Source organism: Flavobacterium polysaccharolyticum, assembly GCF_038739875.1.
GTDB classification, from domain to species: domain Bacteria; phylum Bacteroidota; class Bacteroidia; order Flavobacteriales; family Flavobacteriaceae; genus Flavobacterium; species Flavobacterium polysaccharolyticum.
Genome location: NZ_JBCGDP010000007.1, coordinates 14,310 through 38,821 on the forward strand (window position 1 = coordinate 14,310; position 24,512 = coordinate 38,821).

Genomic DNA, 24,512 nt, shown 5'->3' on the forward strand with positions numbered 1-24,512 from the left:
TGCTTTGTATCTCTGCTTTTTCGTGATGAAAACAAAATTTGGATTCATTTTATAATGCTGTAAAAATAGTGTATTTAGTGCAGATGTTAAATTGAAAGTCTATAATTGTTATGGAAAGGAGCCGTGTAGTGTAGCCCTGATGGGAGCGGCATCCTTTGCTGACGGGGTTCGGCAGTAAAGATATAGCGGACAGCAGGAGGATTCGTGATTAATAGAAGGGAGGTGTGCTTCTTAATAGAATCATAGAATCTGAAACAAGTTCAGATTAAAAAAAAGCGCCAGTTTTGCAACTGACGCTTTGATATAATGATTTGAAAAAAAATTATTTTTTCTTTCCTTTTGCAGGAGCTTTTGCTGCTTTTGCTGCTTCTTGAGCTGCTTTCATCGCCGCACGAGAGATCTTCACTTGACAGATAACAGTGTTTTCTGGGTGCATGATTTTGAAGTTTGGTGTAGGTACTTTTGTAACATACAATTTATTACCCATGTCTAATGGAGTAATATCAGCTTCAACATAATCAGGAAGGTTTTTTGGTAATGCTTTTACTTTTAATTTACGGTTGTTCATACGTAAATCACCACCTGCCATAACTCCTTTAGAGTTACCAATAATTTTTACAGGAACTTCGATTGTGATTTCCTTATCCTCGTGAATTTGGAAAAAATCGATGTGTAAGATTTTGTCAGACACTGGGTGTACTTGAATGTCTTGTAAAACTGCATTGAATGTTTTACCATTTCCAAGCTCAATCACAACTGTGTGCGCGTTTGGAGTGTAAACCAAGTTCTTGAAAGCTATAACTTCCGCTGAAAAATGAACTGCCTGATTTCCTCCGTATAATACGCAAGGAACCAATCCAGCATTACGTAAGGCTTTAGTTGACACTTTGCCCACGCTTTCTCTTTCTGATCCTTTAATTGTAATCGATTTCATTTTAAATATTTATAATAGTTATTAATTAAACTCTTCTTTATAGTCCTTAGTGGTAAGTTTTTAGTTCTTAGAAGTCGACTAATCACTAAGGACTAATCACTCGGAACTAAAAAATTTACATTATAAATTTTCCACTAATGGAATTGTTGTGGTGTACCATGTGCATTACTTCTGCAAAAAGTGGTGCACAACTCAACACTTTTATTTTATTAGACTCTTTTCTTAATGGAATAGAATCTGAAACGATTAACTCGCTTAGTTTTGAATTTTCTATTTTTTCGTAAGCGCTACCAGACAAAATTGCGTGTGTACAAATAGCTCTCACGCTCAAAGCGCCTTTTTCGATCATCAAATCGGCTGCTTTTGCTAATGTTCCTCCAGTGTCGATCATGTCGTCTACTAGAATTACATTTCTTCCTTTTACTTCACCAATCAATTCCATGGTATCGATAACGTTGGCTACTTTTCTTTGTTTGTAACAAATAACTACGTCTGATTCTAGGAATTTAGAATAGGCATAAGCTCTTTTTGAACCTCCCATATCTGGAGAGGCAATAGTCAAGTTTTCTAATTCTAGACTTTTTACATACGGTAAAAAGATCGTGGAAGCGAATAAATGATCTACAGGTTTTTCAAAGAATCCTTGAATTTGATCTGCGTGCAAATCCATGGTCATGATTCGGGTTGCCCCGGCAGCATCTAATAAATTAGCTACTAATTTGGCTCCAATTGGAACTCTTGGTTTGTCTTTTCGGTCTTGTCTAGCCCAACCAAAATAAGGAATTACTGCGGTAATGTGTCTTGCTGAAGCTCTTTTGGCTGCATCAATCATCATTAATAATTCCATCAAATTGTCTGCCGTTGGGAATGTAGAACAAACAATAAAAACACGTAACCCTCTAATTGACTCTTCGTAGGAAGGTTGAAATTCTCCGTCGCTGTATTTGGCTAAGGTTACTTTTCCTAAAGGAATTCCGTAATTTTTTGCAATTTGCTCTGCAAGATATACACTTTGTGAACAAGCAAAAATTTTAGCTTCTGGTTCTAGGTGTGACATGTAATTTGTTGTTTTATTCCGATGCGCTTACAATATTTACTTTAATAATCGATTAAAGCGTTGTTGTTGTATTTGCCTCGGGTGTAGTTAGTTAGTGTGTGTCGTTTTAACGAGGTGCAAATTTATAAAATTTATTCAACACTGAAAGGAAAAATTTAAGTATTTTTAGTTGAACATTTAATTTTATTTTTTACATTTGCACCGTGTTAAAGAAAAAGATATTTAGCTACCACTAAATATTTCTTTATTGCGAGAAATAACTGTTGTTATTTCAGTCTGCTAAGCCCGGATGGCGGAATTGGTAGACGCGCTGGTCTCAAACACCTGTGGGAAACCGTGCCGGTTCGACTCCGGCTCCGGGTACAAAACCGCTTCGAAAGAAGCGGTTTTTTTGTTTTTAGAACTTTTGGGATTATATGGGATCAAAGGGATCAAGTTCAAAAGTTGGGGATTATGCAAAAAGATTGGATAATCTTAATAAGAAGAAATCTATTTTTCTTACCCCTGTAAACTGACTTCTAAAGGCTTTTATTGGATCAAGTCCAAAGTAGGGGATTATGCAAAAAGATTGGATAATCTGAATAAGAAGAAACTCGCTCTGCAAAGTCTCATTTTTGTATTTTTCCAAAATACTTCTTTCAAGTCGTAAACACAATAAAAGTCTCCGGACCTGCGGAGCTTTTCATAACAACTTTTTGCGGAGTGGGATTTATTTTTTATAATGAACACTTCGGACAGCGGGGAAATGATATAATTCATTTAAAACCAACAGAACAAACTAACACAGCCTATAAAGGAGTGTGCAGAAATTTATTGAATTTTGATTTCCAAAAAGCTATATTATCAGTCAAAACATTTATTAATTTTTATGAACCCGATTTGATTGAGGAATGCCCGAGTGGCCATGATTATTTCTTTTATTCTTCTCAGAAATCCGAATAAAAAAACGGATTATTTAGATAGACTATACCTTAATTTGAAAAAATATGTTTTTTATGAGTTTTTTGAATTGTTCTAATAAGGAATGGATAAATAATTAAGGCTATCGATTGAGATAGCCTTAATTATTATTGAATAAACATATTTACTCTTGTCCATTCTATTATATTTTGTTTTATTTGATTTAAAGGATTACCGTTTGTAATTGGTTGTATTGGTAATGGATTTTGTGAATTGTATCCTTTTGAAGCTTTGAATATAAAGAACTTACCTTTAACTAACTTTGATAATGGAATAGCATAAGCAATTGTGAAAAAACTTCTTTTTTGATTAGTTTGAATTGTTCCTAATTCATAACCATATCCAATTTGAAAATCTAAAACACTCACTGAAACTGTAGGTGCAAAAACATTTGTATTTTCGGAATTACTGCTACCAGCAGAAAATAAAACACCAAAATGAAGACCAAAAGAATTGGTGAATTCTGAATTAATAGTTTCACCAGTAGCATCAGTTGTTTTTTCATATAAACCCCTGCTGATACCAACTCCTGCGCCAATTGAATTAAATAGAAGTATATCACCTTTTTTTTCTGATGCATCTTTAACTAAATTGAATCTAGCAATAGGAACAGTAAAATTTGTATTTAATAAAGTTGCTCGATAACTATATGTTGTACTTGGTGGTTGTACTTCATAAATTTGAGGATTATACGGTGATGTTGGTGTAGCATTTGAATTTTTCTGTGGTAGATTATAAGTCCCAAATTTTATTTTGTTTAGTAATGATTCACTTGTTTCAACTTTTATAACTAATGAATCTGATTTCTTTCCAGCTTCATTTTCTGACCATAAAATAATATCTGTTGCTTTACCATCATCTTTTGGTCTTAAGATTGGTTTGAAATTATATTCAAATATCCCTTTATAATTTACTATTATTGAATTTGGGTTTTTGTAATCCTTATCAATATAAAATTTAACAATTGTTTTGGGGTCTGCATTCCCAATGATTTGAGTATACGTAGCACTAATGTTTTTTGGTGGTATAACTTGAGTTTGGCTAATACAAAGATTAGAAACTAGAAAAATAATGGGAAAAATTCTTTTCATAATTTTTAGTTTTGGGTTGATTAGTGCCAAAATTATGAAAGTAATTATTATTAGACTAGGGTGTAAATACCTGATTTATAGAAGTGTGGGTTGTGTTTAAAATAAAAAAGTTAAAATAAAACACCTTCTGGAGGTGTTTGACAACTCAGATTATGAGTTGCTTTTCTTTTTGAACTATCTACAGGTTGGACAAGTACTTCTTCTGGCTTCACTACAACATTTAATTCCTATTCTGAAATTTTCAACACTTTTTGAAATATCTTTAACTATTTTAAAATCAATTGGAACTATTCCATGCTTATCTAAAGAAGCTAGAGTGTTTTTAATTTTACTGAGTTCTGTTTCTATCTCTAAAACACTTTGAGTTGTAGATTCCTTGTACACGAACCATGGAATATGCAATTTTACAAGTCCTTTACTTCCCAAATCTTTTATATAAGCAAGGTCAGTCTTATTTAAACTTCGGTCTTGTCTGTATTCTGTACTATCTATAACAATTATCATCTGGACATTTTTTTATCAAATATAATTATTAACCATTTACAATATCAGATACCTCCAATAAAGCTTATGCATTTATCACACTTAGCTTATTAACTTTTAAAACCATGATAACTTCTTCAAATCATCAAAGAATAAATTTACCAATTCAACTTTAAAGATTACAAAAACCTCTTCTTAAATAGAAAAGGGTTTTGATTTTAGAGCTTTCTTTTTTTACTTCATTAATCCTTAGGTTTATGGATATGAGGTTTTAAAATTGGATGTTTGGGTTGATTCGGAGGTGTAACTCGTCTTCTTTCATCTGGTGTTCCATCTGGAGTGTTAGGTTTTGGACCTGGCTTAATTGCTTGAACTTTTTCCATACTTATAGTTTAAATTAATATAACGAGTCTTACTTCTGTATATGTAAAGACATACAAATAACTTTAATAAACTTTTCATTACACTACGGAAAACCATAATCTAAAAATAAATTTTGTTCAAATGAGAAAGGTACTAAACAAATATAAATACCTGTTTTTTAATAGGATTAATTAATGCTGAAAATCGGAATATTTAAATCATTAAATTAGCGCAAAACATTAAAAGTATGATATATAAAGAAAATGATTTTGTGAAGTATATTGGTGATTATACAACAATGGAACCCTTAAGAAGAAATGAAGACTTTGCCCAAATTGTCGAAATTGATAAAAATGAATCTTATTGGGTTGTTACATTGGACTTAATTACTTCTAACTCGCGAATTAAGTGTCTCGTTAGTTCAATACGCCCGATAAGTACAGAAGAAATTCATTTAAATAGACTTGGATTCAATGAAGTTTTATTAGATAATGGAAAAAAATATTTTCAACGAGACGGAATAATGTTGACTTCGATAGGTATAACGTTTAGCCAAATTAATTTTACATTTATATCAGGGTTGTGTGTAGGTGATTTAAGGAATTTTACAAGTCCTGATATTGAAAAATTTATTGTCAATGGTGAATTTAGCGTTGAAAAATTTTATTCTATTTATCCTAGTGTTTAGAATATAAATCAATTATTTGCTGAAATTGCTTCTAAGAAATGGAATTTTGATTTTAAATCAATTATCTAAAGATTTTAAACTAAATCAGTTCAAATTATCAACGTTGTAATCATTAAGAGTATAATAATTAATTAAAAACGTATGTATATAAATTTTCATAAATATAATTACAGTCTGTTATCAAATGATGAAAAATCTGACTATGAATTACGAGATAAAAATGCTTATAAAGAGGTCTTAACTAAATGGTTTAATGAGAACTTAATTGATTTTATAGATAGAAAATGGGAAATAGGAGAAATACATTATCTGAAACAAATTGGTGATTTCATTAAACTTTTGCAAGAAGCTGAAAACCTTTATGAATTAGGATTTTATACTAGTTGTACAGCTTTAATTGGGGTTTCAGCTGAAGATTTTTCAAAATATTTGTCCCTTCAAAATAATAAAAATGAACATATTACTATAATTGGTAGAAGAGGAGGAACTATAGATGTAAGCCAGTATAATAGATTAAAACTACAATTAAGCGAAAATATAATATCGCAAAACAGCTATGACTTATTAGACGAAATTCGTTCAATAAGAAATGATTGTCTGCATTATAACCAAAACTTTAAGCAAAAACCTCAAAATGAATTAAAAAATGATGCTCTAAAAGTTTTAAATAATCTTAAGATTGTTTTAAAGGAAATTATTGGAAACAACATTGACCCAAATGATTTTGAAATTTTACTTGATGAAACTTTTAAGCACGAAAACAGTAGAAATTTCGAAGAATTAATATGGAAACATAGAAATATGTTTTCTCATTTATTGAATTTTCATATTGCTCAAGCACCAGATGTCAAGATTGTCAATAAGTATAATATTTATAAAGTAAGAGATTTAGATGATGAAGAAATTGACCTAACAGAATTTAATCCACAAGGATTTCCAACTGTTTTCGTTGATATTGATGAAAAAGGAAAAGAGCTAATTAAAAAAGAAAAAATTACAATAGGTGATATTGTTGTTGCAAAAATTTATTCGAACGTTGATATAAATGGACAAACTTCATTGTGGTATATTGATGACATTAAAAATTACAACAATCTTTAAGTTTAACATAAGCGTAAGCTAATTTCTTCAAATCTTGAATAAATAAATCCGACAATTGAACGGTAAAGGGTACAAAACCGCTTCGAAAGAAGCGGTTTTTTTGTTTTTAGAACTTTTGGGATTATATGGGATCAATCGGATCAAGTTCAAAAGTTGGGGATTATGCAAAAAGATTGGATAATCTGAATAAGAAGAAATCTATTTTTCTTACCCCTCTAAACTTCCTTCTAAAGGCTTTTATTTTTGCATTGAATGATTTTTTCCTTCTTGTATTACTTCAATTTCGTTTTAGTAACTTCAAAAAAGACATTCAAAAGGTTTTAGTATCTTTCCATGAGAATAGTAAACCATGTCCTCTGTTTTTTACTTAGGATTATTTTCAAAATGGCATTATTGTAATACATCTAAATATATACTGAATTTTCAATCAAAAACGCCAGCAATATTAATTGCAATCGTTTTATATACGATTCAAATTTTATGGTATTTATATAATTCTTAGAATTTCTAATTATTCCTCACCAAATTTTGTCCCTGATTCGGAATTAATAATCACAATTTTTTTTATCCCTTCATAATTTTTCCAATACTCTTTTAAAAACGTTGTTGGTCGAAATAGTAGTAAATAGAATAATGATTTACTTTAAATTTATGTCTTTTTTATTCCTCACTCACAAAACATTAATTAGTTTTCTAATGAAAAATATTTTTTTATTACTAAGTTTTATTTCAATTATAACACCAATTTCTTCTCAGGAATTGATCAAAGCTCCTGAACCATTTGGTCCATTGCCAACACAAAAGCAAGTGGATTGGCATGAAATGGAGTTTTATGCTTTTGTACACTTCTCCTTAAATACATTTACGAATAAAGAGTGGGGTTATGGTGATGAGTCTCCGCAGCTTTTTAATCCAACAAATTTGGATGTTTATCAATGGGCTCGGATTGTCAAGGAAGCTGGAATGAAGGGAATTATATTAGTAGCCAAACACCATGATGGATTTTGTTTATGGCCATCAGCTTATACTGAACGATCAGTGAAAAATTCTCCATGGAAAAAAGGCAAAGGCGATTTGGTTAAAGAATTAGCTGCAGCTTGTAAAAAGTATGATTTAAAATTAGGACTATATCTTTCCCCATGGGATAGAAATCATGCTGAATATGGCAAACCCGAATACATTACTTATTTCAGAAATCAACTGAAAGAACTGCTTACTAATTACGGTGATGTTTTCGAAATGTGGTTTGATGGTGCAAATGGCGGTGATGGTTATTATGGCGGGGCAAATGAAACCCGAAAAATTAATACGCTTGAATATTACAATTGGGATGAAACCTATAAACTAATTTATAAAACAGCACCAAAAACTTTGGTGTGGGGTGTAGGTCCTTCAGAAGCCAGATGGATTGGGAATGAAGAAGGTCGTGCTGGAAAAACAAATTGGAGTCTTTTACGTCAGAAAGAAGAGTTAGCTGGAAAAGTACATTATACTGAGTTTATGTCCGGACACGAAAATGGTGAAAAATGGGTGCCTGGCGAAGCAGATGTATCCATTAGACCTGGGTGGTTTTATCATGCTATTGAAGATGATAAAGTACGCTCGCTCGATGAAATGGTTGATATTTATTATGAATCAGTAGGACGTAATGCAAATTTGTTACTTAATCTGCCTGTAGATAAAAGGGGATTGGTACATGAAAATGACGAAACTAGATTAAAAGAACTGGTTGCGGTCATAAAAGAAGATTTCAAAACCGAATTATTAGCATCAAGTAAAGTAACAGTAACTAATGCCAGAGGTAACAGCAATGAATTCGCAGTTCAAAATGTAACAGACGGTAATAAAGATACTTATTGGGCTACAGATGATCATGTGAAAATGGCTTCGATTGTCTTTGATTTTGAAAGGCCTACAGCTGTCAATCGGATTTTGCTTCAGGAATATATAAAATTAGGACAACGCATCAAGGCTTTTACTATTGAAGCTAAAATTGACGGACAATGGAAAACTATTGCCAACGAAACTACTATCGGCTATAAAAGAATTTTAAGGCTAGAGAGAATTACAGCTTCGGCGCTTAAAATTAATATCACCGACTCCAAAGCAACTATTGTTATTTCGAATATTCAGGCTTATAATGCTCCAACTTTTGTAAGGGCTCCGGAAATTCAGCGTGATAAAAATGGAAATGTTACTATGAAATCTAGAGAAGGAAATAGTATCTATTACACTACAGATGGTTCTAAGCCATCTGTAAAAAGTATATTATATAAAGGTGTTTTTGAATATAATAAAGCAGTTCAGATAAAAGCGATAGCGATTCATAAAGATGAAAAGATCAGCAGTGCCATTACAACTGCAAAGTATGGGGTTTCTAAAGAAAAATGGAAAGTGGTTACCGCTTCAGGTGGAGATATGAATTTAGTAAATAGAATTATAGACGGAAATCCTGATACAGACTGGAGTTTTAGAAGTGACAATAATAAAGCTTCACAGGAAGTAGTAATTGATATGGGAGTTATTCTCAAAATAAAAGGGTTTACTTATATTCCGCAACAAGTGGGTAACAATCTTAATTTAATCTCTAAATACGAATTTTACACAAGTTTAGATAATATAAAGTGGACCTTGCAATCTCAGGGAGAGTTTTCAAATATTAAAAATAATCCCATCGAACAAGTAAAAACATTTGCTGAAACTAAAGCAAGATACCTGCGATTTGTTGCTAAATCAACTGAAGGAAATGGGCAGACGTTTTCTATAGGTGAAATAAATGTGATCGAAAAGTAAATAAACGAAACTTAAATAGACACCGATTTTTTTAAAGTTGCTGATTTTGTCTTTTGCCGTAGTTAAAAGGTTATTAGTCGAATTTTTAGTTTTACAGCTACAGTAATTTCTAATTTTATGCTATATAATTAAAGCTAATAAGCAAAATGATTAGAGAAAGCATAAGTTTTAAAGAAGCGGGGAAGTTTGAAGAAACACGTTTTGAGAAGATTCATAATGTGATTTTTCAATCCTCTCAAGAAGCTTCTGTATTGGTTGCGCAGGAAATAGCAAACATAATTCAGAGAAAAGAAGAATTAAACGAGCCTTGCGTTCTAGGATTAGCAACAGGATCTTCGCCAATAAAAGTTTACGAAGAATTGGTAAGAATGCACAAAGAAGAAGGGTTGAGTTTTGCAAATGTAGTTACTTTTAACTTAGATGAATATTATCCAATGGATAAGAATAACATTCAAAGTTATTATCATTTTATGCATGAGCATCTTTTCGATCATGTAGACATCTTAGCAGATAATATTAATATACCTGATGGGAATATTAATAGTGAAGATTTATATCAATATTGTATAGATTATGAGATGAAAATTAAATCATACGGTGGTTTAGATTTTCAGCTTTTAGGCATAGGAAGAACAGGTCATATTGGGTTTAATGAGCCAGGATCTCATGTTAATTCCGGAACAAGAAGTATTACGCTCGATCATTTGACACGTATTGACGCGGCATCCTCCTTTTTAGGAATTGATAATGTGCCTAGAAAAGCGATCACCATGGGAATTGGGACTGTAAAAAACGCCAAGAGAATCGTACTCCTAGCATGGGGAATCAGTAAAGCCGAAATTATTAAAAAAACCATTGAAGGAGAGATTTCTTCAAAAGTACCAGCAACCTATTTACAACAGCACAGCAATACAACTTTTGTTTTAGACACCGAAGCTTCCTCTGAATTAACGAGAGTGAAAACACCTTGGCTAGTAAAATCGATAATTTGGACTGAGGAATTAAAACTGAAAGCTGTTGCTTGGTTAAGTGAGTTAACAAAAAAACCGTTTCTTAAACTTACAGATAAAGATTACAATGATCATGGTATGTCTAGTTTATTGACAGAAGAAGGAACTGCCTATGATTTAAATATTAAAATGTTTAATAAAATCCAGCACACTATAACTGGATGGCCTGGAGGAAAACCAAATGCAGACGATACTCACAGACCGGAACGAGCCACTCCAGAACGAAAGAGAATTATCATTTTTAGCCCGCATCCTGATGATGATGTTATTTCTATGGGAGGAACTTTTGATAGATTGGTAGAACAGGGTCATGATGTACATATTGCATACCAGACATCAGGAAACATTGCTGTTTCTAATGAAGAAGCTTTAAAATTTGCTGAAATCTCGATGGCCTTGAATAAAAATTCCAGCGAATCTGAAAACATCATCAATTTTTTAAAGAATAAAAAAGCGAATGATATCGATTCACTAGAAGTTAGAAAATTAAAAGGACTCATAAGGAGAAGTGAATCTTTGGCTGCTACCCGATATTTAGGTTTGCAGGATTCAAATGTTACCTTCCTAGATTTACCTTTTTACGAAACGGGTACAGTAAAGAAAAATAATCTTGGAGAAGCTGATATAGAAATTATGTGTGATATTATTGAAAGAATACAACCACATCAAATTTATGCAGCGGGAGATTTAGCAGACCCTCACGGAACTCACAAAGTTTGTTTAGATAGTTTGTTTGAAGCTTTAAAAAGACTAAAGCATAAAAGTTTTATGGATGATTGCTGGGTTTGGTTATATAGAGGAGCATGGCATGAATGGGAATCTTACCAGATTGATATGGCAGTTCCAATGAGTCCTGATCAAGTACTCAAAAAACGACATGCTATTTTTTATCATCAATCTCAAAAAGATGGAGTAATGTTTCAGGGAGATGATAGTAGGGAGTTTTGGGTAAGAGTTGAGGACAGAAACCGATTAACTGCAGAAAAATATCATGCCTTGGGATTAGCAAATTATTCGGCAATAGAAGCATTTAAGAGGTATTTCTTTTAATGAATATAAAATGTAAACTATTTTCATGTGGTTTATTTGGTTGGTTACCATTTTTTTAAATGCAGTCTACTCGGCTGCATTTTTTTATTGCTCATACTGTAACCAAATGAGGTGAAGTTTTTTAAGTAGAAGTTAAAATTCGTTGTTTTACATGATCAATATAAGATCTTCCAATTACGTATCTAAGTCCTTCAATTTCGATACTATTTCCTTCAACGGCATCAATCTTATCAATAGCGATAGTATATGATCTGTGAATTCTTAAAAAATTTTTTTCGGGTAATAAATCAGTAAAGTCGGATAATGTACTGTGAATTATGTATTTACCTGTTAAGGTGTTTATTTTTAAATAGTCTTTTAAACTTTCGATTACAAGAATTTCATTGAAAAATATTTTTTTCATTCTCTTTTTGTCAATCTTAACAAAAATAAAAGGGCTTTCAGTATTACTTTCTTGTGAAACCTTGTTGTTGATGTCAAGCCTCTTGCTAATTTTGTTTAATGTTTTCATTAGTCTAGGAAATTCGATTGGTTTTACCAGATAATCCAAAACATCAAGTTCATAAGTTTCTATAGCAAACTGGCTATAAGCACTTGTAATGATAAGTATAGGAGGGTTTTCTAGACTTTTTATGAAATTTATTCCATCAAGAACAGGCATATTAATATCGAGAAAGATTACGTCGACTTTAGTGTTTTTTAAAAAATTTAAACCTTCAATTGGATTACTAAAAGTGTTTATTACTTCAAAATTTTCAATAGGTTCTAAATAATTTTTAATAACATTAATTGCCAAAGGCTCATCATCTATGATTAAACAATTTATTTTCATTGCTATATGTTTTTGAGAGAAATAAATTAAGTGTTTTGAAAAGAGAGGGAATTTCCCCTAAGATACTTTAATTACAAGCTTTACAGCAAAAATATTCTTTTTATTTTTAAATGAAAGTTTATAATCGTTTTTATTATAGCCCAATTCAAGTCTTTTTTTTACATTCTCTATTCCTATACCACTAGACTTGTTAAAGTTGTCTTTGTGCTTTGTGATTTCAGGCATTGGATTAGTGATAGTGAAGTATAAAAAATCATTTTTGATTTTAAATTTTATATCGATTACTACGGGTCCAGTGTTTTTGTTGACCCCATGTTTAAAAGCATTTTCAATAAAAGTGAGTAGTATGATTGGACTAATTTCTTTATCATGTATATCTCCAGAAATAGACATATTAACTTGTAAGCGATCATCATTTCTAATTCTCTCCAAGTCAAGATAGTTTTGAATACAAAGTATTTCATTCTCTAAAGTTTGCTTTTTAGTCTTAGTATCATAAAGCATGTAGCGCATTAATTCAGAAAGTTTGAGAACAATTTTTGGAGTTTTGTTCGATTTTTCTACAGATAGTGAATAAATATTATTGAGCGTATTGAAGAAAAAGTGTGGAGAAATTTGAGATTTTAAGAACAGTAACTCTGTCTCTAATTGAGTTTTTTCAAGATCTGTTGCTCTTTTTTGTTCTTTTAGAAAGTCAAATGTAATCTTAATCGCTGTCACAAAAGTGATTACATACAATTCTCCCATCATCATGTTGATACTATAATTGAAGGTTAATTTATCAATAGTCTCAGGACCTTCAGGCCAAACATTATGAGTTATTAATAAATATGTGAGATTGAATTTTATAATCACCATTAAAAAGATGGTTGTTAAAATTGTAATTACATATAAAAAATATCTTTTTCTGTATACTAGATAAGGCATAAAGACTAGAATATTCAGATAGCACAGCGTCATGTGAATTGGAAATCCTAGTAAGTTAGTTTTTAATGAATACCAATAATCATTAAAATAAATTCCCCATCTAAATGTGTTAAATAAAAAATAAGTAATCCAAAAAAAGAAGTGATACTGTAATGGTAATCGATAAAATTTACTGGAATTTAAATTCATAATGAAAATATGTTTTTTTGATGTTTATCTTAGTTTACATGTCGTCCGTCTAAATTACTTTTGATGAAAGTCGGATATGTATAAATTTAAAGTTAAATTAAGATTGTTAAATATGAAGAATAGTATCGTGTTGATTTTATTTATGATTTTGATCGCAAGTTGCAAGATAAATGTAAATAAAAATCATCATCAAAAAACACCTTTTGTAAACTATGTTGATCCTTTTATAGGTACGGGTGGTCACGGGCATACTTATCCTGGAGCCACTGTTCCTTTTGGAATGTTACAAGTGAGTCCTGATAATGGTGTTTCAAATTGGGATTGGTGTTCTGGATATCATCATTCGGATTCAATAATTGCAGGATTCAGTCATTTACATTTAAGTGGAACAGGGATAGGAGATTTGGTAGATATTTTATTTATGCCAACAAATAAAAAGGTTGATTTAACAACAAAAATAGCTTCACGCGATCAGTTACCTTATAAATCATCTTACAGTCATGTTAACGAAAAAGCAACACCGGGCTCTTATCAAGTTTTCCTTAAAGACCCCAAAATTAATGTAGAATTAACTTCATCCCAGAGAACGGCCTTCCATAAATATACATTTGCCAAAAATGACAAGCAATCACTCATAATCGATCTTGGATTTGCTATTAATTGGGACAAAACTTTGAAAACAGGCATTACAATCGAAGACGAATTTACCATAAGTGGTCATCGTTTTAGTACAGGTTGGGCCAAAAATCAAAAAGTTTTTTTTGTCGCAAAATTTTCAAAACCAATTGCTGAATCCGTTTTATTGGCCAATAAACAAATTGTTACAGGAAATACAGCTGGTGGAGAAACTACAGCAGCACAATTGTTTTTTCAAGCCAATAATTCCGATGAATTGAGGGTAAAGGTTGCTTTATCATCAGTTAGTGTGGCTAATGCCAAAGATAATTTAGACAGAGAAAACGCTAGTTTTGAAAAAACCAAATCTGAAGCTACCGAAACATGGAATAGAACATTAAGTAAAATAGAGGTTGAAACACCCGTAGATTCTTTAAAGAGAATTTTTTATACGGCGATGTATCATGCACAAATTGCCCCTGTAGCCTATAGTGATAAAAGCGGACAGTATAGAAAAGAAGATGATCAAATTGTTACAGCAAAAGATTATACTGCTTATTCCACTTTGTCACTATGGGATACTTTTAGAGCCGAAAATCCCTTACTTACTATACTAGCTCCAGACAAAGTATCAGATATTGTGAACTCAATGTTAGCCTATTATGATACCAAAAAGATATTACCGGTTTGGACTTTATATGCTAACGAAACGAATACAATGACAGGCTATCATTCGATTCCAGTAATTGTTGATGCATATCAAAAAGGCATTAAAGGGTTTAATGCTGAAAAGGCGTATGAAGCAATGAAAGCCACAATGATGCAGGATGAACGTGGATTAAATTTTTACAAAAAGTATGGTTATATCCCTTATAATTTACTTGATGAATCAGTAACCATTACTTTAGAATATGCTTATGACGATTGGTGTGTGGCACAAATGGCTAAAGCTTTAGGTAAAAATGATGATTACCAATTCTTTTTAAAGAGATCTCAAGCTTACCAACATTTATTTGATCCGAAAACTGGATTTATGAGAGGTAAATCGGAAGACGGAAAAACATGGAACGAACCTTTCGATCCGAAACATTCTAATCACAGAGAGCATACAGATTATACTGAAGGAAATGCTTGGCAGCACAGCTGGTTCGTACCTCAGAATGTAGATAATTTAATTGCGCTTCACGGAAGTAATGAAGTTTTTGCAAAACGTTTAGAACAGCTATTTACTGAGAGTTCAGAAATTACAGGAAATAACGTTTCGGCAGATATTTCAGGATTAATTGGGCAATACGCACACGGAAATGAGCCAAGTCATCATATTGCTTACATGTTCAATCATGCTGGACAGCCCTGGAGAACGCAATATTGGGTACGTCATATTTTAGACACACAATACAATACGACTCCCAATGGCTTGAGCGGTAATGAAGATTGCGGACAAATGTCAGCTTGGTATGTTTTCAGTTCAATGGGACTGTATCCTATGAATCCAGCTTCGGGAGAATACGAAATAGGAAGTCCGATTTTCGAAAAAGCAACTATCAATCTTGAAGGCAGAAAAGCCTTTGTAATCGAAGCTCAAAATGTTTCAGACAAAAATTTTTATATACAGTCTGCTACTTTAAACGGAATCGAATTCAATCAAACAGCAATCACACATGAGCAGATTTTAAAAGGAGGAGTTCTTCATTTTGTAATGGGACCTCAGCCAAATAAAAACTGGGGAATAAAAAATAAATAAAAACAAAAACGTAACTAACCTACTAACAAATAAATTTAATGGATATCATTGACGTATCAATCATCGTAGCTTATATTTTCCTCACAGTAGGTATAGGTATTTGGATTTCAAGAAAAGCATCAAAAGGACTAGATGATTATTTCCTTGGCGGAAAAACAATAAAATGGTATCTTTTAGGGTTAAGTAACGGATCTGGAATGTTTGATGTTTCAGGAACTTCCTGGATGATTGGGGTTCTGTTTTTATATGGAGTAAAAAGTTTCATGTTTATGTGGCTTTGGCCGATATGGAATCAGATTTTTGTAATGATGTTTCTTGCGGTGTGGATCAGAAGATCGAAAGTAATGACAGGTTCTGAATGGATTTTAACCCGTTTCGGGAGCGACAGAGCTGGAAAAGCATCACACATTATTGTGGCTATTTTTGCCATTATTTCTACCATTGGTTTTATCGCTTATTTCTTTGAAGGAATCGGAAAATTTGTAACTATTATTCTTCCTTGGGATTTAACGCTTCATTATGGCGATTTAATTTTATTGACATCCGAGCGTTCTTATGCCTTGTTAATCATTTTTTTAACTACAATTTATACGGTTAAAGGCGGAATGTTCTCTGTAGTAGCAACAGAGGTTGTGCAATATTTAATTATGATAGTTGCCAGTGTTTTAATTGCGGGATATGCTTTTATTAACTATACTGATATTCAGATTAATTCGATTATTACTGAGGAATGGAAAAATGTGTTCTTCGGATGGCAGTTTGAAACTCAGTGGAGTGATAAGTTTCAGACGTTTAATAATTTGATTGATTCGGAAGGGTACAAAATGTTTGCAGCTTTTATAGGGATGACACTATTCAAAGGTTTCTTTGCTAGTATTGCTGGGCCAACACCAAGTTATGATTTACAAAGAGTACTTTCTACCAAATCCGTAAAGGAAGCGGCTTATATGAGTGGTTTCACGAACTTAATCCTGTTCATTCCAAGGTATTTATTAATTACAGGAATTGTAGTAATTGCTTTGGTTAATTTAGCGCCAGAACTAAATGCTAATGCAGGTTTAACAGGAGCGGATTTAGAATTATTAATGCCAAAAGTGGTCAATTTATATATTCCTGTTGGAATTAAAGGAATTTTACTGGCGGGTTTATTAGCGGCGTTTATGTCTGGATTTTCAGCATTTGTAAATGCAGGACCAGCTTATATTGTAAATGATATTTATAAAAAATACTTTAAACCAGTCGCTACAAATGCACATTATATAAAAGTAAGTCAGCTTTCTTCTTTCTTAGTTGTTGGTTTAGGAGTTTTTATGGGATTCTTTGCAGACTCAATTAATTCATTGACGTTATGGATTACCAGTGCATTATATGGTGGTTACGTAGCGGCGAATTTCTTAAAATGGATTTGGTGGCGTTTTAACGGTTGGGGATATTTTTGGGGAATGTTCGCTGGATTAATCATTGCTTCTTTACAATTTGCTCTAGGTCAGGCCAAAGGAAGTTTAACAGAAGGATCGTTTTTATATGATTTAGCAGAAGTACAAGCCATTTACTTATTTCCATTAATTTTTGGTTTCTCTATTTTGGGGTGTCTTTTAGGAACTTTCTTAAGTAAACCTACTGATATGGAGGTGCTCAAATCTTTTTATACTAATGTACGTCCATGGGGTTGGTGGCATCCAGTTTACGAAACATTAAAAATTGAAGATCAGACTTTTGAGAAAAATAATGACTTTTGGAAAGATATGCTGAATTGTGTAATCGGAATTGTATGGCAGTCCAGTATGATTTTACTTCCGATATTCTTCATCATCAGAGATTATCCAAAAGCAATTGTGGCTTTAATTGTGTTTTTAATAACAACAACAATTTTAAAATTCACTTGGTTAGATAAAGTTCGAAAAATAGAAGATTAAAAGAAAATATTATTTAGAATACCACACATACAAGAGGCACCCTGGGTGTAGTTATGATTTAATTGCACCCTTAAAGGGTAAAAAAGAAAATGTTTAACAAATAAAATGATATAAAAGTGAGTACAATTCCTTGGCAAGATAGACCCGAAAATTCCAATGATGTAATGTGGAGATATGCTGAAAATCCAATTATTAATAGATATGCTATACCTTCATCAAACAGTGTTTTTAATAGCGCTGTAGTTCCTTTTGGAGATGGCTATGCTGGTGTTTTTAGATGTGATAACAAAGCAGTTCAGATGAATATTTTTGCAGGTTTCAGCAAAGATGGAATAAATTGGGATATTAACCATGAGCCAATAGAAATGCAGGCTGGGAATACAGAAATGATTGAATCTGCCTATAAATATGACCCTCGTGTTGTTTTTATCGAAGACCGTTACTGGATTACTTGGTGTAACGGATACAACGGTCCAACAATTGGAATAGGATATACTTTTGATTTCAAAGAATTTTATCAATGTGAAAATGCTTACTTGCCTTTTAACAGAAATGGGGTTTTATTTCCGCAAAAAATAAACGGAAAATATGCTATGTTAAGCCGTCCGAGTGACAACGGACATACTCCTTTTGGAGATATTTGGATCAGTTATAGTCCAGATATGAAATACTGGGGAGAACACCGTTTAGTGATGAAACCAACTCCTTTTGAAGACAGTGCTTGGCAATGTACCAAAGTTGGTGCAGGACCAATCCCGATTCTTACCGCTGAAGGTTGGTTAATGATTTATCACGGCGTTATTAATACCTGCAACGGTTTCCGTTATGCAATGGGAGCAGCGCTTTTAGAAGTTGATTCACCGGATATAGTAAAATATAGAACACAGCCTTATTTATTAGGACCAGCAGAACTTTATGAGCAAGTTGGTGATGTGCCCAATGTAGTTTTCCCATGTGCCGCTTTACATAGTATAGAAGAAGACAAATTGGCCGTATATTATGGTGCTGCTGATACCGTAGTCGCTATTGCATTTGGTAAATTAAGTGAAGTAATTCAGTTTACAAAAGAGAACAGTTTATAGAAAAAAATATGCGTTTAATATTAAAATGGTTTACAGTTGTTTTTGGTTTAACTACTAGTATTGGGTTTTCACAATCCAACAACGAAATTGTTCCTAAAACTCATATAGCATATAAAACTACAGACAAAATCATTGTTGATGGGGAGGAATCTGAAACATCATGGTCAAAAGTAGATTGGACAGATGCTTTTGTTGATATTGAAGGTGTTCAAAAACCCAAATACGAAACAAAAGTGAAAATGCTGTGGGACGAAACCAATTATTATATTTTAGCAAAAATCAACGAGCCACATGTTTGGGCCAACCTAAAACAGCGTGATGCCATTATTTTTTACAATAACGATTTTGAAGTTTTTATAGACCCAGATGGTGATTCTTTTAATTATTATGAATTAGAAATCAATGCATTAAATACTGTTTGGGATTTATTCTTGTCAAAACCTTATCGAACAAACGATAATGTCGTTCTAAATGATTGGAACATTACTGGATTAAAGTCAGCAGTAAAAGTCAAAGGAACAATCAATAATTCAACGGATACTGATCAAGGATGGATGTTGGAAATAGCTATACCTTGGGCGGCTTATCAAAAATCGTATAATGAGGATAATGTACCTAGAGATCGCTTTTGGAGAGTGAATTTCTCTAGAGTCAATTGGCAACATTCCATTATTGACGGTAAATACGAACGTAAAAAAGATGCTTCTGGTAAATTTTTGCCAGAATATAATTGGGTTTGGTCGCCACAAGGTGTTATTAATATGCACGAACCCGAAAAATGGGGCTATGTTTATTTTTCTTCGAAAGAGGGGAAAGATGCTTTTACAATTCCTAAAGACGAACAATTAAAATGGGAATTGTTTAAATGGTATAGAGCTCAAAAACAATATTTTTCATTAAAAAAACAATGGGCAACATCATTAAAAGATCTTGGTAATATCAATCTTAAAATGGATGGCTTTTCTATAAATCCCAAATTGGAGAATTATAGTTTTGGATGGGGCATCTCTATTAAAAGTCCTTTTTCTAATAAAACATTAATTATAAATGAGGATGGTCGATATTTACAGCAAAATTAATTAGTACAAATCAAATCTCCTCGCGTAATGAATTATTTTAAACCATTCAAGATACTAATAAAATCCAGTTTTTTAGTTTTGATTATAAGTGTTTTTTTAGCTTGTTCTTCATTAGAAACAAAGCAAAAAATGGCCAATAAAGATTTTAAGATTATTGGTTATGTTGCGGGTTACGAAAATTTTGATCCTGCAAAGATTGATGCTACTAAGTTAACACACATTAATTATGCCTTTGCAAATATTGTTAATGGAAATGTGCAATTTGAGTTAGCAACAGATAGAGCCAAAATAGCTAGTGTTTTGGCTTTAAAAAAGCAAAATCCTCGGTTAAAAGTATTGTATTCTATTGGTGGTTGGGTTTGGTCTGATCAATTTTCAAATATTGCGGCCTATAATGTATCAAGAGAGAAGTTTGCAAAAAGCGCTGTTACGTTAATGAAATCGTATGGTTTTGACGGTATTGATATTGACTGGGAGTTCCCAGGACAACGTGCAGAAGATAATGTGTTTAGACCTTCCGATAAAGAAAATTTCACACTGCTATTAGGAGAATTGCGAAAACAATTAGAGATTGAAGGTAATGCAGATAACACTACTTATTTATTAACTATTGCAGCAGGAGCAGATCAATTGTATATCAATCATACAGATTTAAAAAATGCCAGCAAGTATCTTGATTTTATAAATGTAATGTGCTACGATTTTTATAATGGCTGGTTTTATCAAACAGGTCATCATGCTAATTTATATCCTTCGAATCAAGAAAAATTTGGTGGAGATAGCGTAAGCGAAACGATAGCTAGATATATGGATTTAGGTATTCCTGCGAATAAAATCATCTTGGGCATTCCGTTTTACGGAAGAAAGTGGAACAAAGTATCATTACAAAATAATGGTTTGTATGAATCCGCTCAAACAGGAAGTGAAATTGTTGCTTCTTGGAAAATAGCAGAAGAAATAAAGTCGGGTAAATTTCAAAAATTATATGATAACTCAGCAAAAGCTTCCTATTTATGGAATGCACAAGACAGCGTATTCATTTCCTATGAGACACCAATAGAGATAAAATTGAAGTCCGAGTTTATTAAGAAAAAAGGTTTAGGTGGTGCCATGTTTTGGGAATATAGTTTAGACAATAACCATGAGTTGTTATACAAGCTTTATGACAGTATGAATTGAGTTGAATAAATAGTAAACATTATGAAATATATCAAACTACTTATTATTGGGTATCTTTTTGTGTCCTTTAATACAAGTTCTAGAGAAAATAATCCAGCCCATAAAACGAAACACCTACCATCAAAACAAGTTTTTGAATTTGCTGTTTGGATTGGTGCCGATGCAAAACGTACCAATGATTCCTATACTCAAGAATTTAAAAGATATAAAGAGGGAGGAATTGATGAAGTGTTGATCAATACCAATGCTGATCCTGATTTGTTAAAACGATTGGTTCCTTTGGCCGTCAAAGAAGGTTTGAAAGTACACGCATGGATCATGACTATGAATCGTCCTGGAGATCCCATAGCATTAAAACACCCGGATTGGTATATGGTAAGTCGTAGTGGAAAATCTTGTTTTGACGATCGTCCGTATGTTGATTATTACCAATGGTTATCTCCAAGTCATCCCGAAGCCTGTCAACACATCTATGATTTATTAGAGGCATTGGCCAAAGTAAAAGGAGTCGAAAGTATTCATTTGGATTATATTAGATACCCTGATGTTTTTTTACCTATAGGGTTGTTACCTAAATATAATCTAGTACAAAACACGGAATTGCCTGATTATGATTTTGATTATTCTGAGGCGAGTATTAATGCTTTTATGAAAGAATTTGGTAGAGATCCAAGAAAAATGGAGCACCCAGAAATTGATATGGAATGGAAGCAATTCCGCCTGAATCAGATAAGAAACGTAGTGAATCATGCCTATGATATTGCACACAAATATGGCAAATTATTAACCGCAGCGGTATTTCCTTATCCAGAAATGGCTGGTCATATGGTTCGTCAACGTTGGGATAAATGGACAATAGATGAGGTTTATCCTATGATTTATCATAATTTTTACAACGAAGGAATAGATTGGATTGGCTTTGCTACCAAGCAAGGTGTTGTCGACTTAAAAGGAACAAATACAAAAGTAAATACAGGAATCTACATCCCTGGCGTTACATCAGAAGACGAATTAAGAAAGGCAATTGTATTAGCAAAAGATAATGGAGCCAAAGGAGTTTCTTTTTTTGATGGTAATGCCATATCAGATGCTTATTTAAAAGTGATTAAAGAAACTAAAGCCAATTTGAAGTAATGAAACAACAGGGCCTCATATTTATTTTATTGCTAATTTTTTTATCAAATTGTAGTTCCAACCATTCTGATGAAAATGAATTAGTTAATTATGTAAATCCGTTTATAGGTACTGGCGGCCCTGGCAATACTTATCCTGGAGCAACAGTGCCTTTTGGAATGGTACAATTAAGTCCAGACGTTGGTATTCCGGGTTGGGATAGAATTTCAGGCTATTTTTATCAAGATTCTATAGTTTCTGGTTTTTCGCATATGCATTTAACAGGAACTGGAGCTGGTGATTTGTATGATATTTTAGTGATGCCTACCAATAGTAGATTTGTCAATAGAATTAAGAGCAATAATTTTATGCCATTTTCAACTTTTTCGCATGAAAAAGAAAAGGCTTCACCAGGATATTATTCTGTAGATTTATTAGATTTTGGTATCAAAGCAGAGCTTACGACAACTGCAAGGACAGGAATTCATAAGTATACTTTTCCAAAAGATAATGCCTCACAAATTCATGTTGATTTGGGGTATGCTTTGAATTGGGATGCACCTACAAAAACCTACCTAAAAGTGGTTAATAAGACAACTATCGAAGGGTATCGTCAATCTACAGGATGGGCAAAAGACCAAAGGGTTTATTTTGTTATGAAATTTTCAAAACCTTTTGAGTCTTATCAAATTTTTAAAAATGATTCATTGTCAACCAGCCCAGTTGAAGCGGTTAAAACAAAAATCATATTAAATTATAAAACTGCCGAAAAAGAATCAATAGTTCTAAAAACAGGGCTTTCTACTGCAACAATAAATGGAGCATACGCATCTTTAACAAATGAAGCTCCTGATTTTGATTTTGAAAAGTATAAAGAAAAAGCGAGTGTCCTTTGGGAAAAGGAGTTGCAAAAAATTCAAGTGACAACGACAGACGAAACGAAGAAAAGTATTTTTTATACCATGCTATACCAGTCCATGTTAGCTCCAACTTTATTAAGTGACCATAATGGTGAGTATAAAGGCGCTGATGGCAACATTCAAAGAGCCAATGGGTATGATCGATACGATACCTTTTCGTTATGGGATACCTATAGGGCTGCCCATCCTTTGTATACGATTATGCATCCTAATCGAGTGTCGAGCATGATAAATTCTTTATTGGCTCATTACAAAGAAACGGGACTATTGCCTGTTTGGTCCTTACAAGGAAATGAGACCAATATGATGATAGGCAATCATGCTATTCCTGTTATTGTTGACGCTTATTTTAAAGGAATTAAAAATTTTGACATCACATTGGCTTATAAAGCTTGTAAAGAGAGTTCTATGGTAGATGCAAGACAACTAGATAGCTACAAATCTATCGGTTATGTACCTGTAGATGATAGTGGAGAAAACTGGTCCGTTTCTAAAACTTTAGAATACGCTTACGATGATTGGTGTTTGGCTCAATTTGCAAAAGCGTTGAATAAGCCAAATGATTATAAATATTTTTTGAATCGCTCTGAAAACTGGAAAAATGTTTATGATAAACAAACTAGTTTTATGCGACCAAAATTGAGAAATGGTCAGTTTGTTAATAATTTTATACCAAAAGAATACACACCCTATTTCTGCGAAAGCAATGCATGGCAATATTTTTGGTCCGTTCCTCAAAACATTGAAGGTTTGATAAAAGAAGTTGGAGGTGAAGAAATTTTTGATCAAAAGTTAGATTCTATGTTCTCTCTAAAACCGTTGCCAGAGGATAAATTACCCATTTTCAGTACCGGAATGATTGGTCAATATGCACATGGAAATGAGCCAAGTCATCATGTTGCCTATTTATATAATTATGTCAATAAGCCATGGAAAACCCAAAAAATAGTTAGAGAAATTTTAGAAACACAATACAAAAACACTCCTAAAGGACTTTGTGGTAACGAAGATTGTGGACAAATGTCGTCTTGGTATGTTTTGAGTTCACTTGGTTTTTATCCTGTAAACCCAGCACAAAGTGTTTATAGTTTTGGCTCTCCAATGTTTGAAAAGGCGACGATTAATTTAGAAAACAATAAAAGATTTGTAGTTGAAACTAAAAATAATAACAAGGATAACATCTATATACAATCTGTCGAGTTGAATCACAGAAAAATAAATAGAAATTATATCACCCATAAAGAGATTATGCAAGGTGGAACTTTAGTTTTTATAATGGGAAATATTCCAGCCTCTGTTAAAAATAAAAACGCATTATCGTCAAAAGTATTTAAATAAGACGCAACTTTTTAAGTTTTAAAAATCTATTGTGAGAGGTGTTGAAAG

18 protein-coding genes and 1 tRNA gene are annotated in these 24,512 nt (G+C 32.5%); 12 read left to right on the forward strand and 7 right to left on the reverse strand.

Annotation, left to right across the window (positions count from 1 at the left end; genetic code table 11):
* Positions 1-322 precede the first annotated feature (322 nt).
* Together WFZ86_RS08625 and WFZ86_RS08630 are read right to left on the reverse strand one after the other, a co-directional pair.
* The gene (locus WFZ86_RS08625) at positions 323-934 is read right to left on the reverse strand and encodes a 50S ribosomal protein L25/general stress protein Ctc (protein WP_342691560.1); all 612 of its coding nucleotides are present in this window, start codon (positions 932-934) and stop codon (positions 323-325) included.
* A gap of 115 nt (positions 935-1,049) precedes the next feature.
* Complete coding sequence (locus tag WFZ86_RS08630; protein ID WP_342691561.1) at positions 1,050-1,991, reverse strand: ribose-phosphate pyrophosphokinase; 942 nt, start codon at positions 1,989-1,991, stop codon at positions 1,050-1,052.
* A gap of 283 nt (positions 1,992-2,274) precedes the next feature.
* Between WFZ86_RS08630 and WFZ86_RS08635 the strand changes: the two genes are divergently transcribed.
* Positions 2,275-2,354, forward strand: a tRNA-Leu gene (locus WFZ86_RS08635).
* A 704-nt stretch (positions 2,355-3,058) separates the two neighbouring features.
* On the opposite strand, the gene WFZ86_RS08640 is transcribed toward WFZ86_RS08635, so the two are convergent.
* From WFZ86_RS08640 to WFZ86_RS08650, 3 genes are all read right to left on the reverse strand, one after another.
* Positions 3,059-4,042, reverse strand: coding sequence for a hypothetical protein (locus tag WFZ86_RS08640; RefSeq protein ID WP_342691562.1), 984 nt, complete (start codon positions 4,040-4,042; stop codon positions 3,059-3,061).
* A 174-nt stretch (positions 4,043-4,216) separates the two neighbouring features.
* A complete protein-coding gene (locus WFZ86_RS08645; protein ID WP_342691563.1) occupies positions 4,217-4,546 on the reverse strand; it encodes a hypothetical protein in 330 nt (109 codons plus the stop codon).
* A 221-nt stretch (positions 4,547-4,767) separates the two neighbouring features.
* Entirely contained in the window at positions 4,768-4,908 is a 141-nt protein-coding gene (locus tag WFZ86_RS08650) for a hypothetical protein (protein ID WP_342691564.1), read from the reverse strand.
* 227 nt (positions 4,909-5,135) lie between these two features.
* Here WFZ86_RS08650 and WFZ86_RS08655 point away from each other — a divergent pair, with 227 nt between their 5' ends.
* From WFZ86_RS08655 to nagB, 4 genes are all read left to right on the forward strand, one after another.
* Complete coding sequence (locus tag WFZ86_RS08655; RefSeq protein WP_342691565.1) at positions 5,136-5,576, forward strand: hypothetical protein; 441 nt, start codon at positions 5,136-5,138, stop codon at positions 5,574-5,576.
* Positions 5,577-5,717: 141 nt separating this feature from the next.
* The gene (locus WFZ86_RS08660) at positions 5,718-6,677 is read left to right on the forward strand and encodes a hypothetical protein (RefSeq protein ID WP_342691566.1); all 960 of its coding nucleotides are present in this window, start codon (positions 5,718-5,720) and stop codon (positions 6,675-6,677) included.
* 696 nt (positions 6,678-7,373) lie between these two features.
* Positions 7,374-9,470: an alpha-L-fucosidase gene (locus WFZ86_RS08665; RefSeq protein WP_342691567.1), complete on the forward strand. Its 2,097-nt coding sequence runs from the start codon at positions 7,374-7,376 to the stop codon at positions 9,468-9,470.
* A gap of 146 nt (positions 9,471-9,616) precedes the next feature.
* Positions 9,617-11,530 carry a glucosamine-6-phosphate deaminase gene (nagB, locus tag WFZ86_RS08670; protein WP_342691568.1) on the forward strand — a complete coding sequence of 638 codons (1,914 nt, stop codon included), beginning with the start codon at positions 9,617-9,619 and terminating at the stop codon, positions 11,528-11,530.
* Between the two features lie 121 nt (positions 11,531-11,651).
* Here the strand turns inward: nagB and WFZ86_RS08675 are convergent, their stop codons facing one another.
* Together WFZ86_RS08675 and WFZ86_RS08680 are read right to left on the reverse strand one after the other, a co-directional pair.
* Complete coding sequence (locus WFZ86_RS08675; RefSeq protein ID WP_315172674.1) at positions 11,652-12,362, reverse strand: LytR/AlgR family response regulator transcription factor; 711 nt, start codon at positions 12,360-12,362, stop codon at positions 11,652-11,654.
* A gap of 57 nt (positions 12,363-12,419) precedes the next feature.
* The gene (locus tag WFZ86_RS08680) at positions 12,420-13,478 is read right to left on the reverse strand and encodes a sensor histidine kinase (RefSeq protein ID WP_425402873.1); all 1,059 of its coding nucleotides are present in this window, start codon (positions 13,476-13,478) and stop codon (positions 12,420-12,422) included.
* Between the two features lie 112 nt (positions 13,479-13,590).
* On the opposite strand from WFZ86_RS08680, the gene WFZ86_RS08685 reads away from it, so the two are divergent.
* From WFZ86_RS08685 to WFZ86_RS08715, 7 genes are all read left to right on the forward strand, one after another.
* Positions 13,591-15,837, forward strand: a complete 2,247-nt coding sequence (locus tag WFZ86_RS08685) for a GH92 family glycosyl hydrolase (protein ID WP_342691570.1) — start codon at positions 13,591-13,593, stop codon at positions 15,835-15,837.
* Between the two features lie 38 nt (positions 15,838-15,875).
* Complete coding sequence (locus WFZ86_RS08690) at positions 15,876-17,753, forward strand: sodium:solute symporter family protein (RefSeq protein ID WP_342691571.1); 1,878 nt, start codon at positions 15,876-15,878, stop codon at positions 17,751-17,753.
* A 116-nt stretch (positions 17,754-17,869) separates the two neighbouring features.
* A complete protein-coding gene (locus tag WFZ86_RS08695) occupies positions 17,870-18,835 on the forward strand; it encodes a glycoside hydrolase family 130 protein (RefSeq protein ID WP_315172663.1) in 966 nt (321 codons plus the stop codon).
* A gap of 8 nt (positions 18,836-18,843) precedes the next feature.
* Positions 18,844-19,914, forward strand: coding sequence for a carbohydrate-binding family 9-like protein (locus tag WFZ86_RS08700; protein ID WP_342691572.1), 1,071 nt, complete (start codon positions 18,844-18,846; stop codon positions 19,912-19,914).
* Positions 19,915-20,043: 129 nt separating this feature from the next.
* Complete coding sequence (locus WFZ86_RS08705) at positions 20,044-21,093, forward strand: glycoside hydrolase family 18 protein (RefSeq protein WP_342691573.1); 1,050 nt, start codon at positions 20,044-20,046, stop codon at positions 21,091-21,093.
* Positions 21,094-21,114: 21 nt separating this feature from the next.
* Positions 21,115-22,227, forward strand: a complete 1,113-nt coding sequence (locus tag WFZ86_RS08710) for a family 10 glycosylhydrolase (RefSeq protein WP_342691574.1) — start codon at positions 21,115-21,117, stop codon at positions 22,225-22,227.
* The gene (locus WFZ86_RS08715) at positions 22,227-24,464 is read left to right on the forward strand and encodes a GH92 family glycosyl hydrolase (protein WP_342691575.1); all 2,238 of its coding nucleotides are present in this window, start codon (positions 22,227-22,229) and stop codon (positions 24,462-24,464) included. The genes WFZ86_RS08710 and WFZ86_RS08715 overlap by 1 nt, the downstream gene beginning before the upstream one ends.
* The last annotated feature ends 48 nt before the right edge of the window (positions 24,465-24,512 follow it).